Raw genomic sequence first — 14,738 nt, 5'->3', positions numbered from 1 at the left:
CGGCTTTCGCTTTCCGGCTTTTCCAACCGTACCAGATTCGATTTCCGTTTCCGGTCCTCGTTTCCGGGCCTGTTGGCGGCCACTACTTTACCGCAATTCTCGACAAGGGAATTACACCCTGTTCGGGGTCGCGATGAGTCGGTAGTGGCTGGCTGCCTTCTCAAGGGGCCCCGGCGGTCTGAGTGACCACGCCGTTCGGCTCTCCTTATCCAGCGGCTCGGGCTACGTTAGGCGTTGGGCGGGCCGGAGTCAAGTCTCCAGCCCGCCCAAACTCCAACTTTCGGCCGTCAGCCCCCGCTGACCTCGATCGCGGCCAGGTTCTTCTTGCCGCGACGCAGCACCAGCCACCGCCCGTGCAGCAGGTCGTCCGCCGACGGAACCGTGTCCTCCGCCTCAACCTTCACGTTGTTCACGTAGGCACCGCCCTCCTTGATGGTGCGCCGGGCCGCGGACTTGCTGGGGACGAGCCCCACCTCCGCCAGCAGGTCGACCACCGCAGCCAGGGCGGGCACCTTCGCGTACGGCAGCTCCGCCAGGGCGGCGGCCAGCGTCCGCTCGTCCAGGTCGACCAGTTCGCCCTGGCCGAAGAGGGCCTTGGACGCCGCGATGACGGCGGCCGTCTGCCGTTCGCCGTGTACCAGGGTGGTCAGTTCCTCGGCCAGCGCCCGCTGCGCGGCACGTGCCTGCGGGCGCTCCACGGTCAGGCGCTCCAGCTCCTCGATCTCCTCGCGCGACTTGAAGCTGAAGATGCGCAGGAACTGCGGGACGTCCCGGTCGTCGGCGTTGAGCCAGAACTGGTAGAAGGCGTACGGCGTGGTCATCTCGGGGTCGAGCCAGACCGTGCCGCTCTCCGTCTTGCCGAACTTGGTGCCGTCCGCCTTGGTGATCAGCGGGGTGGCGATGGCATGGACGTTGGCGCCCTCGACCCGGTGGATCAGGTCGATGCCGGAGGTGAGGTTGCCCCACTGGTCGCTGCCGCCGGTCTGGACGGTGCAGCCGTACCGCCGGTACAGCTCCAGGAAGTCCATGCCCTGGAGGATCTGGTAGCTGAACTCGGTGTAGCTGATGCCGGCGTCGGAGTTGAGCCGTCGGGCGACGGCCTCCTTGGCGATCATCTTGTTGACTCGGAAGTGCTTGCCCACGTCACGCAGGAACTCGATGGCCGACATCCCGGACGTCCAGTCCAGGTTGTTCACCATGATCGCGGCGTTCGGTCCCTCGAAGGAGAGGAACGGCTCGATCTGGGCGCGTAGCCGCTGTACCCAGCCCGCGACGACCTCGGGGTCGTTGAGCGTGCGCTCGGCCGTGGGCTTGGGGTCGCCGATCAGGCCCGTGGCTCCGCCGACCAGGCCCAGCGGGCGGTGGCCCGCCTGCTGGAGGCGCCGGATGGTGAGGATCTGCACCAGGTTGCCCAGGTGGAGGCTGGGAGCCGTCGGGTCGAAGCCGCAATAGACCGTGACCGGGCCGTCCGCGAACGCCTTGCGCAGTGCGTCCTCGTCGGTGGAAACGGCGATCAGCCCTCGCCACCGCAGCTCGTCGACGATGTCGGTCACGGTCGTGTGTCTCCCTGTGTCTGTTGCTTCGACGTGTGCCCGTCCGGCCACATGTCGTTCGTCTGTGCCGCTTCCGCAGCGTGAACGAGCCTACGCGGTTCCGGCAAGCGGTTATGAACGGCGCTTGCGCGGGGTGTGCGGCCGGTACGGGCTGACGGTGGGGTCCGCGTCGGTCCAGAAGCGCCAGGGGTGGGCCGCGCCGTCGCCGCCCACGCCGGTGCGCGGGCCGTTGCGGATGGTGTCCGGGGCGGGTGGGGTGCCGGTCAGTATCCGGAACGGGGAGCCGTCCGGGTCCTCGGAGCAGGCGTCGCTGCCGTCGAGCGCCCGGTCCACGTCAAGTGCGGTGGCCAGTCGTGCCGGCCCCTGGGCGAGGTCGGTGTCGCGGCGTGATGTGCGGCGGTGCTTGCGGGCGAGGTCGGCGCCGGCGGTGATCTGCCCGGCGCGTAGCAGTACGGCGCTGGCGGTGCCCTCCGGACCGCAGACCAGGTTCATGCAGTGCCACATGCCGTACGTGAAGTACACGTACACATGGCCGGGCGGGCCGAACATGACGGCGTTGCGGTCGGTGCGGCCCCGGTAGGCGTGCGAGCCGGGATCGGCGGGGCCCGCGTAGGCCTCGACCTCGGTGAGGCGCAGCTCGATCGGGCCGTCCGGGGTGTTCCGCACCAGTACTCGACCGAGTAGGTCCGGTGCGACGTCGAGTACCGGCCGGTCGAAGAACGAGCGGCCGAGCGGGGTCCGGTCGGTGGCGGCGATCATGTCGTACGAGCCTAGCGGTAGGCGAGCCCGGCACGGGCGGCCGTCGGCGAAGCCCTAGGGTGGCCGACGAAGGATCAGCTGCGATCAGGAGGTATCCAGGTGACCGAGCAGAAGAGGCGGCCACTCCCCCATGACTTCCACCCGGCGGTGCCGTCGTTCACGGTGGTGAGCGACGATGTGCGGCCTGGCGAGCGGCTCGGTGACGCGCAGGTCTACGCGAAGGGGAACACCTCGCCGCACCTGCGGTGGGAGGGCTTCCCGGCGGAGACCAGGAGTTTCGCCGTGACCTGCTACGACCCGGACGCGCCGACCGGCAGCGGCTTCTGGCACTGGGTGGTCTTCGACATTCCGGCGACGGTGACGGAACTGCCCGCCGGTGCGGGCTCCGGGAAGTTCGAGGGGCTGCCCGCCGGTGCGGTGCGGGTGCGGAACGACTACGGGACGCGGGACTTCGGGGGCGCGGCGCCGCCGCCCGGTGACGGTCCGCACCGGTATGTCTTCACGGTGTACGCGGTCGACACCGAGAAGCTCGGGCCGGACGCCGACGCCACCCCGGCGGTGGTCGGGTTCAATTTGCGCTTCCACACCATCGCCCGCGCGCAGTTGATCGGTGAGTACGAGGAGCCTGCGGCGGGCTGACCTTCGGCGCGCCGGAAATTCCGTTGCGCCGTGGCGAGTTGGGCCGCACAGTGGTGTGTGCCAGGTGATCTGGTCTTGGTCACCGGGCGGTTGGCACCGCAGTGGCGGGGGCGGCGGGTGTTTCGTCCGTCGTCTGCCGGAGCCGGGTCCGCATGGCGTGATCCGGTGCCCGCGCTGGCTGCCGTTGCTCCGGGCGCCCTTGTTTTCCACGGGGGGAGGGCGTCCGGAGCTTTTTACTTCCCGTGTCGTCGGCGCGACATTCCGTCGAATCCTTGGTGAACTGAGCAAATTACCTTGTTCGGCAGGGGATGATCCGGCCACAGTGGTGCCACCTCGCCATAGGGGCGGGGAAGGGCCCCGGAAGGTGGGCGGGATGCGCGAGACGCTGGTACTGAACGCGAGCTTCGAACCGCTGTCGACGGTGTCGCTGCGGCGTGCTGTGGTGCTGGTGATGCAGGGCAAGGCCGTGGTCGAGCAGGCGCATCCCGGGTTGCGGATCCGTGCGGCGGAGGTGGATGTTCCGGTGCCGCGGGTGATCAGGCTCTGCCGCTATGTGCGGGTTCCGTTTCGACAACGGGCGCCGTGGTCGCGGCGCGGGGTACTGGTACGGGACCGGCATCGGTGTGCGTACTGCGGACGCCGGGCGACCACGGTGGACCATGTCGTGCCGCGTTCGCACGGCGGGCGGGACACCTGGCTCAACACGGTGGCGGCCTGCGCGGCGGACAATCACCGCAAGGCGGACCGTACGCCGGAGCAGGCCGGGATGCGGCTGCTGGCCCAGCCGTTCGAGCCGACCCCGGCGGACGCGCTGCTGCTCGCGCTCGGGCTGCGGGGCGACACCGACCTGCCGGAGTGGCTCGCCGTTCCGGCCTGACGGCGCTCGCCACGTGGTCACTCCTTGTCGAGACGGGGGGTCTCCCGCCGGGGGCTCGCCGACCCGTTGTTGCCGCCCGGGTTGCCGCCGCCGGTGGGCGGGGCGAAGTTGCCGAGGGCGCCGCCGAGGCCCTTGAGGGCGTCGCCGATCTCGCTGGGCACGATCCAGAGCTTGTTGGCGTCGCCCTCGGCGATCTTCGGCAGCATCTGCAGGTACTGGTAGGCAAGCAGCTTCTGGTCGGGGTCGCCCGCGTGGATGGACTCGAAGACGGTGCGGATCGCCTGGGCCTCACCCTCGGCGCGCAGCGCGGCGGCACGGGCGTCACCTTCGGCGCGCAGCACGGCGGAGGCCTTCTCACCTTCGGCGGTGAGGATCTGGGACTGCCGGATGCCTTCCGCGGTGAGGATCGCGGCGCGCTTGTCACGGTCGGCGCGCATCTGCTTCTCCATCGAGTCCTGGATGGAGGTGGGCGGTTCGATGGCCTTGAGTTCGACGCGGTTGACGCGGATGCCCCACTTGCCCGTCGCCTCGTCGAGCACACCGCGCAGTGCCGCGTTGATCTCCTCGCGGGAGGTCAGGGTGCGTTCCAGGTCCATGCCGCCGATGATGTTCCGCAGCGTGGTGACGGTGAGTTGCTCGATCGCCTGGATGTAACTGGCGACCTCGTAGGTCGCGGCGCGGGCGTCGGTCACCTGGTAGTAGATGACGGTGTCGATGTTGACCACCAGGTTGTCCTGGGTGATCACGGGCTGCGGCGGGAACGGCACGACCTGTTCGCGAAGGTCGATTCGGTTGCGGATCGTGTCGATGAATGGCACAACGATGTTCAGACCGGCGCTGAGGGTGCGGGTGTACCGGCCGAAGCGCTCGACGATGGCGGCACTCGCCTGCGGGATGACCTGGACCGTCTTGATGAGTGCGATGAAGACGAGCACCACCAGGATGACCAGGACGATGATGATGGGGGTCACGACCACTCTCCGTACCACGCGCCGCTGTCCGATGGTTGTGATCAAGTCTGTCAGACCTCGGCCGCGGACGCTGCGGGACCGGCGAATTCCCGTAATTCCGCGGGCGGTCAGCCGTTCACAGGACGACCGCGGTCGCTCCGTCGATTTCGATGACGTCGACTTTCTGTCCGGCTTCGAAGACCTGCTCGGCGTCGTATGACCGAGCGGACCAGATTTCGCCACCCAGTTTGATCCGGCCGGTGTCGCCGTCGACTCTCTCCAGGACCACCGCCTGGCGGCCCTTCAGCGCCTCAACTCCGGTGCGCAGCGCGGGACCCGTGGTGCGGTGGCGGTTGGCGATGGGGCGTACCACCGAGACGAGCGCGACGGAGACGACGGCGAAGACCACGACCTGGAGCATGAGGGGGCTGCCGAGGGCAGCGGTGATCGCCGCGGCGACAGCACCGGCCGCGATCATGCCGAACTCCGGCAGCGCGGTGATCACCAACGGGATGCCCAACGCGGCCGCGGCGACCAGCCACCACACCCAAGTGTCCACACCGCCATGGTAGGCCGCGCGGTCAAGCCCGGAACAGGGAGCGCCCGCTGGGCGCCCGGGAGTTGAGGGTCAGGTCAGCGGCAGGCCGTGCGCGGTCCAGCGGTCGGCGCGGCGCTCCACGATCAGCGGCAGGCCGAAGCAGTGCGACAGATTGCGGGAGTTCAGCTCCAACTCGATCGGACCCGCGGCGACCACCCTGCCCTGACGGATCATCAGGACGTGGGTGAAGCCGGGGGCGATCTCCTCGACGTGGTGGGTGACCATGATCATCGAGGGCGCGATCGGATCGCGGGCGAGCCGCCCGAGACGGCGCACGAGGTCCTCACGGCCGCCGAGGTCGAGACCGGCGGCGGGCTCGTCCAGCAGGAGCAGTTCGGGGTCGGTCATGATCGCGCGGGAGATCAGCGTGCGCTTGCGCTCGCCCTCGGAGAGGGTGCCGAACTTGCGGTCGGCGTACTCGGCCATGCCGAGCCGGTCGAGGATCAGCCGGGCGCGGTCCTCGTCGGACCGGTCGTAGCTCTCCCGCCAGTGCGCGGTCATGCCGTACGCGGCGGTGAGCACGGTCTCCAGGACGGTCTGGCGGCGCGGCATCTTGTCGGCCATCGCGGCGCCCGCGACACCGATCCTGGGGCGCAGGTCGAACACGTCGACGCTGCCGAGCTTCTCGCCGAGGATCACGGCGTCGCCCTTGGTGGGGAACAGATAGCTGGAGGCGATATTGAGCAGGGTGGTCTTGCCCGCGCCGTTGGGGCCGAGGATCACCCAGCGCTCCCCTTCGGCGACCGACCAGGAGATCTGGTCCACCAGAGCCCGTCCGTCGCGGACCACGGATACGTCCACCAGCTCCAGTACATCGCTCATGAGCGCGTTGTCTCCCCTATTGCCTGTTGCGATCTCGTCGTCGAGGGTGCAGCCCCGAAGGAAAACCTACGCCACGTGTCGGGCGGTCCTGTCCCTAGGCTGGGTGGATGCTTCAGGAACCTCGCTCAGGACGTATGACGGCATGGGGAAATGCCCTAATTGGTGGTTTTGTCGCTCCGGATGACGCGGCGGAGGAGATCGTCGGCGGTGATTCCGTGCACCGGCTCCTCGATCTGCCCGGCGAGGACGGTCCGGTCGGGCTGACCCTCGGGCTCGGGCGGCTGCGTGCGCTTGGGGTGTCGGGCTTCCGGCTCGCGCTTCCGGTGCCGGGGCATCCGCTGGGGCTGAGCGGGCCGGCCGAGTTCAACGCCCGGGCCCTGGCGGCGGGCGAGGCGGTGATCGCCGTCGGCGCGGCGGCGCTCGGGCTGGTGCCCGAGGTCACAGAGGCGGGGCCGCGCGATGACCGGCATGTGGAGGTGCTCTGGCACTGTCTGGAGGTACGGGACGCGCCGCCCGCCGACGTGCCCTCGCTGGGCGAGGCGGAACGGGAGCTGGCGGAGGCGCTGCGGGACGCGACGGCGGCGCTGACCCAGCTGGACGTGGCGGGTGCGGGCCCGGCCGCGCAGGCGGCGCTGGACGCCTACCGCGCGCGGGTGGAACGGGGCAGGGAGGTGCTGGCGCCCGGATATCCGCCACGGGCGGCGCGGGTGCTCGAACTGGCCCAGCGGGTGGGGGCGTTGACGTCCATCGCGCAGAACGCCCAGGCCGGTCCCGAGCACGGCACGGCGGTGAGTGCCTCGCAGATGGCGGCTCGCGCGGAGTTGCTGCGGCCGGTGGAACGCACCGCCCGCAGGGCGCAGGTGGCTGCGTACAACGCGTATGTGGAGGAGGCGGAACGCCGCCGGGCGGAGTAGCCCCGGGCGCGGGACCGGTTCCCTGTACCGGCGCCGCGCGGGGGCGGGAGGCGGCCGGGGCGGGGCCTGGCCGGGGGACCGCCGGGCCACCCCGTCGCGGTTGCCCGCCGTCGCGGCGAGAGGAGTTCTCCGTCTCACGCTTCCGCGGGCCAAGCCGCAGCACGCGAGCGGGAGGGGCCAGACGGCCCCCGGCGCCGAGCGGAAACGCGGCCGGCCCCGCGCTGGCGCGGGGCCGGAGGGGGTGGGGTCAGCTGCAGACGCCGGTGTTCCCGAAGGCCGGGTTGAGGATGCCGATGACGTCCACCGTGTTGCCCACCAGGTTGATCGGGACGTTGATCGGGACCTGGATTCCGTTCCCCGAGATCAGGCCCGGCGACAGGACCGTCTTGGCCACCGCGACGCTGCTGCAGGAGGTGGCGTGCTGGTCGTGCGCGGACGCGGTCGTGGCGGACGCGCCCGCGGCGACACCGGCCGCCGCGATGACGAGGGCAGCCTTCTTGGCAGTGTGCATGGAAAATGCTCCTCTTGTCGTTCCGTGGCCGCTGCTGCGGAGCCACACCGGAGCAAACGCCTCTACAGCCCCGATGACACGCGTTCCACCTCTGATACCACCAGACGGCGCAAAGTGGACAGCGGTGCCGAACGCACGAAACGGCCCCGGAGGTGGATGCCCTCCGGGGCCGCTGACCAGGAACGGACTCGCGGACGCGGTCAGTACTTCCGTTCGATGGTTACTCGTTCACCGAGTGGTTGTCGAAGGCCGAGTTGCCGATGCCGACCACGTTGATGGTGTCACCGTTGACGTTCACCGGCACCTTCACCGGCACCTGGACCAGGTTGCCCGAGAGAACACCCGGCGACTTCACGGCCTCACCGTGGGCCTGGGGGCAGCAGGCGGAAGCGGCGCCAGCGCCGACGAGGGCGATACCACCGGCGAGGGCGGACACGGCCGCGGCCTTCTTCAGGTTAAACACTTCTACGTTCCTCCTAGCGTGGTGCGCCCGCGCGGTCGCGGCGGACACGCCATGGAGAACGGCCGACGAAACCATCGGTTGCGCCATCCGGGCGACATACACCCGACGGTATGAATCTCAGCCCGGTTGGCTGCGAACCCGTCAGGTTCCTATCCCGTGTCGCACCGCCCACAGCGCGGCCTGGGTGCGGTCGGCGAGGTCCAGCTTCATCAGGATGTTGGAAACGTGGGTCTTGACGGTCTTCTCGGAGAGCACCAGCGCCCGGGCGATCTCGCGGTTGGACCGTCCGTCGGCTATCAGGCCGAGCACCTCGCGTTCCCGGTCGGTGAGCGAACTCCCCCGCCCCTGGCCGCCGTTGGACCCCTCGCGGGCCAGCAGCGCGTCGGCCACCTCCGGTTGCAGCAGCACATGCCCGGCGTGCACCGAGCGGATCGCGTCGGCCAGCGCGTCGGGGGCGACGTCCTTGTACACGTACCCGGCGGCGCCGGCACGCAGCGCGGGCACCACCGTGCGCTGCTCGGTGAAGCTGGTGACCACCAACGCCCGTGCCCCGTTGTCCAGTTCACGGAGCTTGCGCAGCGCCGCGATGCCGTCGGTGCCGGGCATCCTGACGTCCATGAGGATCACGTCGGGCCGCAACTCCTGGGCGCGAAGGACCCCTTCGTCCCCGTCGGACGCCTCACCGACCACCTCGATGTCGTCCTGGACCTCAAGGAACGTCCGCAGGCCCCGGCGCACCACCTGGTGGTCGTCGACCAGCAGCACCCTGATGACGCCGCCCCCGGTCCGGGGCTCGCTCGGTTCAGCCACCGGGCACCTCCATCTCGACGACGGTCCCCCTGCCGGGAGCCGAGTCCACGGTCAGCCTGCCGCCCGCTCCCGCCGCGCGGTCCCGCATCGAGACCAGGCCCAGGTGGCGGCCGGCCCTGCGCACCGCGGTCGGCTCGAAGCCACGGCCGTCGTCGCGCACCCGCAGCACCGCGCCCCCGCCCCGGCCTTCGAGCAGCACGTCGACGGTGTGGGCGTCGGCGTGCCGCAGCGCGTTGTGCAGCGCCTCCTGGGCGACCCGTAGCAGCGCTTCCTCCTGGGCCGAGGGCAGGGCGCGTACGGAGTGGGCGGTGAAGGCGACCCGGGCGGTGTGCGCCCGGTCGAGCACCTGGACCTGGGTGCGCAGGGCGGCCACCAGGCCGTCCTCGTCGAGCGCGGCGGGGCGCAACTCGACCACGACGGCGCGCAGTTCGTCGGCGGCCTCGGCGGCGAGCCGGGCGACCTCCTTCAACTCGCCCTTGGCGCGGTCCGGATCGCGGTCCACCAGGGCGGCGGCGGCCTGGACGGTGAGCCGTAGCGAGAACAGCTTCTGGGAGACGGCGTCGTGCAGTTCGTGGGCGATCCTGGCCCGCTCCCCCGCGATGGTCAGCTCGCGGCTTCGCTCGTACAGCCGGGCGTTGGTGAGCGCGATGGCGGCGTGCGCGGCGAGGGTGCGCAGCAGTGCCTCGTCGTCGTCGGTGAAGGCGCAGCCCTTGTGCGGGTCGGGGCACTCCTCGTTGGCCAGGAACAGGGCGCCGAGAACTCCGTCCCCGTCCATGATCGGTACCCCGAGGAAGTCGGCCAGTTCGGGGTGGGCGCCGGGCCAGCCGCCGAAGCGGGGGTCGGTGCGTACGTCCGCGAGGCGCTGCGGGGCGGCCTCCTGGAGCATGGCGGCGAGGATGCCGTGCTGGCGGGGCAGCGGGCCGATCCGCTTCCACTGCTCGTCGCTGACGCCGTCGACCACGAACTGTGCGAAACCGCCGTGGTCGTCGGAGACGCCCAGCGCCGCGTACCTGGCGCCGACGAGTTCACGGGCGGACGTGACGATGGTCTGGAGGACGTCCCGCATCTCACGGTGGCGGCTGATCGCCAGCACCGCGGCGCTCACCGCGTCGATCTCGCCGCGTGCGGACCCCTTGGACATGTGTTCACCGTACCGGCGGCCACTGACAGCGGCATCGGACCGGCGGCGGGCGGGGGCTGGTCCCCGGGGCGTAGGCCGAAGTGCCCTGGTGGGGTGCGGCGGGCGGCCGAGGCGGCCGGTGTCCGCCGGTTCCTAGCGTGGCGACGTCGCCGGGCGTCGGGTCCGGCGCCGACCGGAGGGAGCCGGGCATGCCTGTCGCGATCATCACTGGTGCGTCGAAGGGGCTCGGGAGGGCGCTTGCGGCGGCGTTGGCCGGGCGGGGCTGGGACCTGGTGCTGGACGCGCGGTCGGCCGCCGGGTTGCGCGCGGCGGCCGGTCAACTGCGGGGGCCGGGGCGGGTGGTGGCGGTGCCCGGCGATGTGACGGATCCCGGCCACCGCCGCGAACTGGCCTCGACGGCAAGGGAGTTGGGCGGTCTCGACCTGCTGGTGAACAACGCCAGCGCACTGGGCGCGGAGCCGCTGGTCCGATTGGCCGACCTGCCGTTGACGGGCTTGGCCGAGGCTCTGGAGACGAACGTGGTGGCGCCGCTGGCCCTGACGCAGGTCCTGCTGCCGCTGCTGCGCGCCTTTGGGGGCGCGGTGCTCAACGTCAGCTCGGACGCCGCCGTGGAGGCGTATGGGACCTGGGGCGGTTACGGGGCGAGCAAGGCCGCGTTGGACCAGCTCTCGGCGGTGCTCGCGGTGGAGGAGCCGGGGCTTCGCGTGTGGTCGGTGGATCCGGGCGACATGCGCACCGACCTGTACGCCAGGGCGGTACCGGACGATCCGGACGAGGCGGACCGCCCCGCGCCGGAATCCGTGGTTCCGGCGTTGTTGCGGCTGCTGGACGAGCGGCCGGACAGCGGCCGCTACACGGCCGCGGCGCTGCTGGCGGTGCGACGGTGAGGGGGGTACGGGCGGTACGGGTGCCGCCCGAGCTGTCCGCCCGGGTACCGCCGCGGCGCCGGGACGGGGTGCGGATGGTCGTGGGCCGCGGGTCCTCGGGGGCGGTGGAGCACGCCGCGTTCCGCGATCTGCCGTCGCTGCTGCGGGCCGGGGACGTGCTGTTGGTCAACACCTCGCGGACGCTGCCCGCCGCCGTGGACGCCGTACACCGCGGGGAGCGGCTCGTGGTGCACTTCTCGACCCGGCTGGACGACGGCCGCTGGGCGGTGGAGCCGCGCACCCCGGACGGGCGGGGCACCACCGGGCCGCGGCTGGACGGGTCACCGGGCGCGGTGCTGGAACTGGCCGGGGGCGGACGGCTGGTGCTGGAGGAGCCGTTGGGACCGCGGCCCGCCCGGCTGTGGATCGCCTCGGTGTCGATGGCCGACCCGGTGGCGTACCTGTACCGGTTCGGGCGGCCGATCCGGTACGGGTACACCGAGCGGGACCAGCCGCTGTCCGCGTACCAGACGGTGTTCGGCGTGCCGTCGGCCGACGGTCTGGGCTCGGCGGAGATGCCGAGCGCCGCCCGGCCGTTCACGCCGTCCCTGGTGACCGCGCTGGTGAGCCGGGGCGTGCAGATCGCCCCGCTGCTGCTGCACACCGGGGTGGCCTCGGCCGAGGCGCACGAGCCGCCGTACCCCGAGCGGTTCGCCGTGCCGGAGGCCACGGCACGGCTGGTGAACGCGGCGAGAGCGGGCGGCGGCAGGGCGGTCGCGGTGGGCACCACGGCGGTGCGGGCGCTGGAGTCGGCCGGGGACGGGCGGGGCCGGGTGCGGGCGGCGGCCGGGTGGACGGATCTGGTGGTGACTCCGGAGCGCGGGGTGGGCGTCGTGGACGGCCTGCTGACCGGGCTGCACGAGCCGGAGGCCTCCCATCTGCTGATGCTGGAGGCGGTGGCCGGTGCCGAACTGCTGGACCGGGTCTACCAGGAGGCGGTGCGGCACCGTTATCGGTGGCACGAGTTCGGCGACGTCAACCTGCTGCTGCCGTAGGGCGCGGAAACGCGACGGCGGCGGCACCCCCCTCCGCGGGTGCCGCCGCCGTGCGTACCGGTCACTTCTCGCGCATGACCTCGGGCTCGTGGCGGCGCAGCAGCCGTGCGACCGCGAGGCCGCAGGCCACGCCGAGCAGCAGCAGGACCGCCATGTCGAGCGACCACGCGGCCGCGGTGTGCTTCCACAGCGCGTCCACGCTGCCCGCGTGGTCCGGCGGAACGGGCGGGTCCCACGGCATGAGGTTGTTCAGGTTGGCGGTGGCGGCCAGCCCCGCCAGCGCCCAGCGGGACGGCATCAGCCAGGCGACCTGCTCCACGCCGGGCTTGTTGAACAACTGGAACAGGATGCCGGTGAAGACCACCTGGACGATGGCGAACATCACCAGCAGGGGCATGGTCTTCTCGGCGGTCTTGACCAGCGAGGAGATGACCAGGCCGATCATCATCGAGGTGAAGCCAATGCCGATGACCATCAGGGTCATCTCGACCGCGGGCGCGTTGTGGAAGATCACGCCCTCGGTGGGCATGGCGCGCGGTGCGAAGCCGATCCCGCAGATGATCACGCCCTGGATGGCGGTGATCACGCCGAGCACGATGACCTTGGACATCAGGTAGGCGGAACGGGACAGGCCGACGGCCCGTTCGCGTTCGTAGATCACCCGTTCCTTGATCAGTTCTCGTACCGAGTTGGCCGCGCCGGAGAAGCACATGCCGACGGTGAGGATCATCAGGATCGTGCCCGCGTCCTTGTTCCAGGCGAAGCCGCCCTTCACCGGCCCGGGTCCCAGGCCGTACTTCGCGGGGATGACCACGCTCACCACGCCCAGCACCGCGGGCAGCACGACCATCAGGCCCATGAAGCCCCGGTCGGAGGCGATCACCGACACATAGCGCAGGATCAGGGTGCCCAGCTGCGAGCCCCAACTCTGCGGCTTCTGCGGCCTGCTCTGCTGCGGTGCGACGGGCGCGGCCTGCTGCGGAGCGGCGGCGTCGAGGTCGGCCGCGTACATCTGGTAGTGCTGCGAACCGCGCCAGCGGCCCGACCAGTCGTAGTCGCGGTAGTTCTCGAAGGCCTGGAAGACGTCCGCCCAGCTCTCGTAGCCGAAGAAGTTCAGCGCCTCGTCCGGCGGGCCGAAGTACGCCACCGAGCCACCCGGCGCCATCACCAACAGCCGGTCGCACAGCGCGAGTTCGGCCACCGAGTGGGTGACCACCAGCACCGTGCGCCCGTCGTCGGCGAGGCCGCGGAGCAGCTGCATCACATCGCGGTCCATGCCCGGGTCGAGGCCCGAGGTGGGCTCGTCGAGGAAGATCAGCGAGGGCTTGGTGAGCAGTTCGAGGGCGACCGAGACGCGCTTGCGCTGACCGCCGGAGAGCGAGGTGATGCGCTTGTCCGCGTGGATGTCCAGCTTGAGTTCGCGCAGCACCTCCTCGATCCGGGCGTTGCGCTCCTCGGCCGCGGTGTCACCGGGGAAGCGCAGCTTGGCGGCGTAGCGCAGCGCCCGGCGGACCGTCAGCTCCTTGTGCAGGATGTCGTCCTGCGGCACCAGGCCGATGCGCTGGCGCAGCTCGGCGAACTGCTTGTACAGGTTCCGGTTGTCGTAGAGCACCTCGCCCTGGTCCGCCGGACGGTAGCCGGTGAGGGCGCGCAGCAGCGTGGACTTGCCGGATCCGGACGGGCCGATGACGCCGACCAGCGACTTCTCCGGGACGCCGAAGGAGACGTCCTTCAGGATCGTCTTGGTGGTGCCGCCCTGCGGGACCTGGACCGTCAGCCGGCGCGCGGAGAACGAGACGGCGCCGGTGTCGACGAACTCCTCAAGCCGGTCGCCGACCAGGCGGAACGTGGAGTGGCCGACGCCGACGATGTCGTTCGGGCCGATCAGGTGCCGCTGCACCGGCTGGCCGTTGACGTACGTGCCGTTGTGGCTGCCGAGGTCGACGATCTCCATGCGCCCGTCGGGGTGGGCGCGGAACTCCGCGTGGTGGCGGGAGACCTGGAGGTCGGAGACGACCAACTCGTTGTCCAGGGCACGGCCGATCCGCATCACCCGGCCCACCGCGAGGTGGTGGAAGGTCGTCGGGCTGCGGTCGCCGTGCGGCTGCGCGGCGGGCCGCTGCTCCTGCTGCGGCGGTACGTGTGCCTGCGGGGGCTGCGCGTGCTGCGCCTGGGCGCCCCAGGCCGCCTGCTGCTGCGGGAACTGCCGCTGTGCGGACGGCTGGTCGGCCCAGCCGCCGGGCGCGTGCTGCTGCGGGGCGGGTGCCTGGTGCGCCACGGGCGCGGCCTGCGCGGGCGCCTGATGGGCGGCGGACGCGGCCTGCGCGGGGGCGGCCACCGGCTGTGCGGCGGTGAAGGCCAGCCGTGGGCCGTCGGTGGCGTTGCCCAGGTGGACCGTGGCGCCGGGGCCGATCTCCATCTGCTGGATGCGCTGCCCCCGCACATAGGTGCCGTTGGTGCTGCCGAGGTCCTCCACGACCCAACTGCGCCCGCCCCAGCGGATGGTGGCGTGCCGCCAGGAGACGCGGGCGTCGTCGAGCGCCACATCACCCTGTGGGTCACGACCCAATGTATATGACCTGGACGCGTCAAGCGTCCAGGTTTGTCCGTTCAGTTCCAGTACGAGTTCCGGCACTCCATGCCCCACAAGGTTGTCCCCCGAGTGATCCCCCACGCCGGGGAAGTCTAGGGATGTCGAACATCGGGAGGAACTATTTCAGGCTCTGCCACGTAACCGAAAGTCGCCCTCACCGAACCATCGCGACACCGCCGAATTGACT

15 protein-coding genes are annotated in these 14,738 nt (G+C 71.0%); 5 read left to right on the top strand and 10 right to left on the bottom strand.

All coding sequences use genetic code 11. The annotated features are described in order from the left end of the window. Positions 1 to 287: 287 nt before the first annotated feature. A complete protein-coding gene (gene tyrS / locus O5O46_RS08110) occupies positions 288 to 1,553 on the bottom strand; it encodes a tyrosine--tRNA ligase (protein ID WP_269854555.1) in 1,266 nt (421 codons plus the stop codon). A 111-nt stretch (positions 1,554 to 1,664) separates the two neighbouring features. Continuing rightward, positions 1,665 to 2,312, bottom strand: a complete 648-nt coding sequence (locus O5O46_RS08105; RefSeq protein WP_269854554.1) for a DNA-3-methyladenine glycosylase — start codon at positions 2,310 to 2,312, stop codon at positions 1,665 to 1,667. Between the two features lie 99 nt (positions 2,313 to 2,411). On the opposite strand from O5O46_RS08105, the gene O5O46_RS08100 reads away from it, so the two are divergent. Next, positions 2,412 to 2,951, top strand: coding sequence for a YbhB/YbcL family Raf kinase inhibitor-like protein (locus O5O46_RS08100; protein WP_269854553.1), 540 nt, complete (start codon positions 2,412 to 2,414; stop codon positions 2,949 to 2,951). A gap of 373 nt (positions 2,952 to 3,324) precedes the next feature. Further along, positions 3,325 to 3,828 (top strand): HNH endonuclease, encoded by a 504-nt coding sequence (locus O5O46_RS08095; RefSeq protein ID WP_269854552.1) that lies wholly within the window; start codon positions 3,325 to 3,327, stop codon positions 3,826 to 3,828. Positions 3,829 to 3,845: 17 nt separating this feature from the next. Here O5O46_RS08095 and O5O46_RS08090 read toward each other — a convergent pair whose 3' ends face one another. The 3 genes from O5O46_RS08090 to O5O46_RS08080 form a co-directional block, all read right to left on the bottom strand. Further along, the gene (locus O5O46_RS08090) at positions 3,846 to 4,799 is read right to left on the bottom strand and encodes an SPFH domain-containing protein (protein WP_269854551.1); all 954 of its coding nucleotides are present in this window, start codon (positions 4,797 to 4,799) and stop codon (positions 3,846 to 3,848) included. Between the two features lie 115 nt (positions 4,800 to 4,914). After that, positions 4,915 to 5,337 carry an NfeD family protein gene (locus tag O5O46_RS08085; protein ID WP_269854550.1) on the bottom strand — a complete coding sequence of 141 codons (423 nt, stop codon included), beginning with the start codon at positions 5,335 to 5,337 and terminating at the stop codon, positions 4,915 to 4,917. Positions 5,338 to 5,406: 69 nt separating this feature from the next. Next, positions 5,407 to 6,198 carry an ABC transporter ATP-binding protein gene (locus O5O46_RS08080; protein WP_269854549.1) on the bottom strand — a complete coding sequence of 264 codons (792 nt, stop codon included), beginning with the start codon at positions 6,196 to 6,198 and terminating at the stop codon, positions 5,407 to 5,409. A 107-nt stretch (positions 6,199 to 6,305) separates the two neighbouring features. Between O5O46_RS08080 and O5O46_RS08075 the strand changes: the two genes are divergently transcribed. Then, on the top strand, positions 6,306 to 7,112 hold the full coding sequence (locus O5O46_RS08075) for a hypothetical protein (protein ID WP_269854548.1): 807 nt from the start codon (positions 6,306 to 6,308) through the stop codon (positions 7,110 to 7,112). 247 nt (positions 7,113 to 7,359) lie between these two features. Here O5O46_RS08075 and O5O46_RS08070 read toward each other — a convergent pair whose 3' ends face one another. From O5O46_RS08070 to O5O46_RS08055, 4 genes are all read right to left on the bottom strand, one after another. Further along, a complete protein-coding gene (locus tag O5O46_RS08070; protein ID WP_269854547.1) occupies positions 7,360 to 7,623 on the bottom strand; it encodes a chaplin in 264 nt (87 codons plus the stop codon). A 220-nt stretch (positions 7,624 to 7,843) separates the two neighbouring features. Beyond that, positions 7,844 to 8,086 (bottom strand): chaplin, encoded by a 243-nt coding sequence (locus O5O46_RS08065; RefSeq protein WP_269854546.1) that lies wholly within the window; start codon positions 8,084 to 8,086, stop codon positions 7,844 to 7,846. Positions 8,087 to 8,227: 141 nt separating this feature from the next. Continuing rightward, complete coding sequence (locus tag O5O46_RS08060) at positions 8,228 to 8,896, bottom strand: response regulator (RefSeq protein ID WP_269854545.1); 669 nt, start codon at positions 8,894 to 8,896, stop codon at positions 8,228 to 8,230. Next, positions 8,889 to 10,037: a GAF domain-containing sensor histidine kinase gene (locus tag O5O46_RS08055; RefSeq protein WP_269854544.1), complete on the bottom strand. Its 1,149-nt coding sequence runs from the start codon at positions 10,035 to 10,037 to the stop codon at positions 8,889 to 8,891. The genes O5O46_RS08060 and O5O46_RS08055 overlap by 8 nt, the downstream gene beginning before the upstream one ends. Positions 10,038 to 10,225: 188 nt before the next feature. Between O5O46_RS08055 and O5O46_RS08050 the strand changes: the two genes are divergently transcribed. Continuing rightward, entirely contained in the window at positions 10,226 to 10,924 is a 699-nt protein-coding gene (locus O5O46_RS08050) for an SDR family NAD(P)-dependent oxidoreductase (RefSeq protein ID WP_269854543.1), read from the top strand. Then, complete coding sequence (locus O5O46_RS08045; RefSeq protein ID WP_269854542.1) at positions 10,921 to 11,958, top strand: S-adenosylmethionine:tRNA ribosyltransferase-isomerase; 1,038 nt, start codon at positions 10,921 to 10,923, stop codon at positions 11,956 to 11,958. Before O5O46_RS08050 ends, O5O46_RS08045 begins: the two co-directional genes overlap by 4 nt. Before the next feature lie 61 nt (positions 11,959 to 12,019). On the opposite strand, the gene O5O46_RS08040 is transcribed toward O5O46_RS08045, so the two are convergent. Then, entirely contained in the window at positions 12,020 to 14,593 is a 2,574-nt protein-coding gene (locus tag O5O46_RS08040) for an FHA domain-containing protein (RefSeq protein WP_269854541.1), read from the bottom strand. Positions 14,594 to 14,738 lie beyond the last annotated feature (145 nt).

Source organism: Streptomyces sp. RPT161 (genome assembly GCF_027533845.1).
GTDB classification, from domain to species: Bacteria; Actinomycetota; Actinomycetes; order Streptomycetales; family Streptomycetaceae; genus Streptantibioticus_A; species Streptantibioticus_A silvisoli_A.
The sequence above is the reverse complement of the archived record's forward strand: the minus strand, read 5'-3'. Positions and strand labels throughout refer to the sequence as shown.

Excerpts from the sequence above, each read along its gene's own strand:
- O5O46_RS08105 (WP_269854554.1), bottom strand. The coding sequence starts at position 2,312 with ATGATCGCCGCCACCGACCGGACCCCGCTCGGCCGCTCGTTCTTCGAC.
- O5O46_RS08095 (WP_269854552.1), top strand. The coding sequence starts at position 3,325 with ATGCGCGAGACGCTGGTACTGAACGCGAGCTTCGAACCGCTGTCGACG.
- O5O46_RS08080 (WP_269854549.1), bottom strand. The coding sequence starts at position 6,198 with ATGAGCGATGTACTGGAGCTGGTGGACGTATCCGTGGTCCGCGACGGA.
- O5O46_RS08075 (WP_269854548.1), top strand. The coding sequence starts at position 6,306 with ATGCTTCAGGAACCTCGCTCAGGACGTATGACGGCATGGGGAAATGCC.
- O5O46_RS08070 (WP_269854547.1), bottom strand. The coding sequence starts at position 7,623 with ATGCACACTGCCAAGAAGGCTGCCCTCGTCATCGCGGCGGCCGGTGTC.
- O5O46_RS08055 (WP_269854544.1), bottom strand. The coding sequence starts at position 10,037 with ATGTCCAAGGGGTCCGCACGCGGCGAGATCGACGCGGTGAGCGCCGCG.
- O5O46_RS08050 (WP_269854543.1), top strand. The coding sequence starts at position 10,226 with ATGCCTGTCGCGATCATCACTGGTGCGTCGAAGGGGCTCGGGAGGGCG.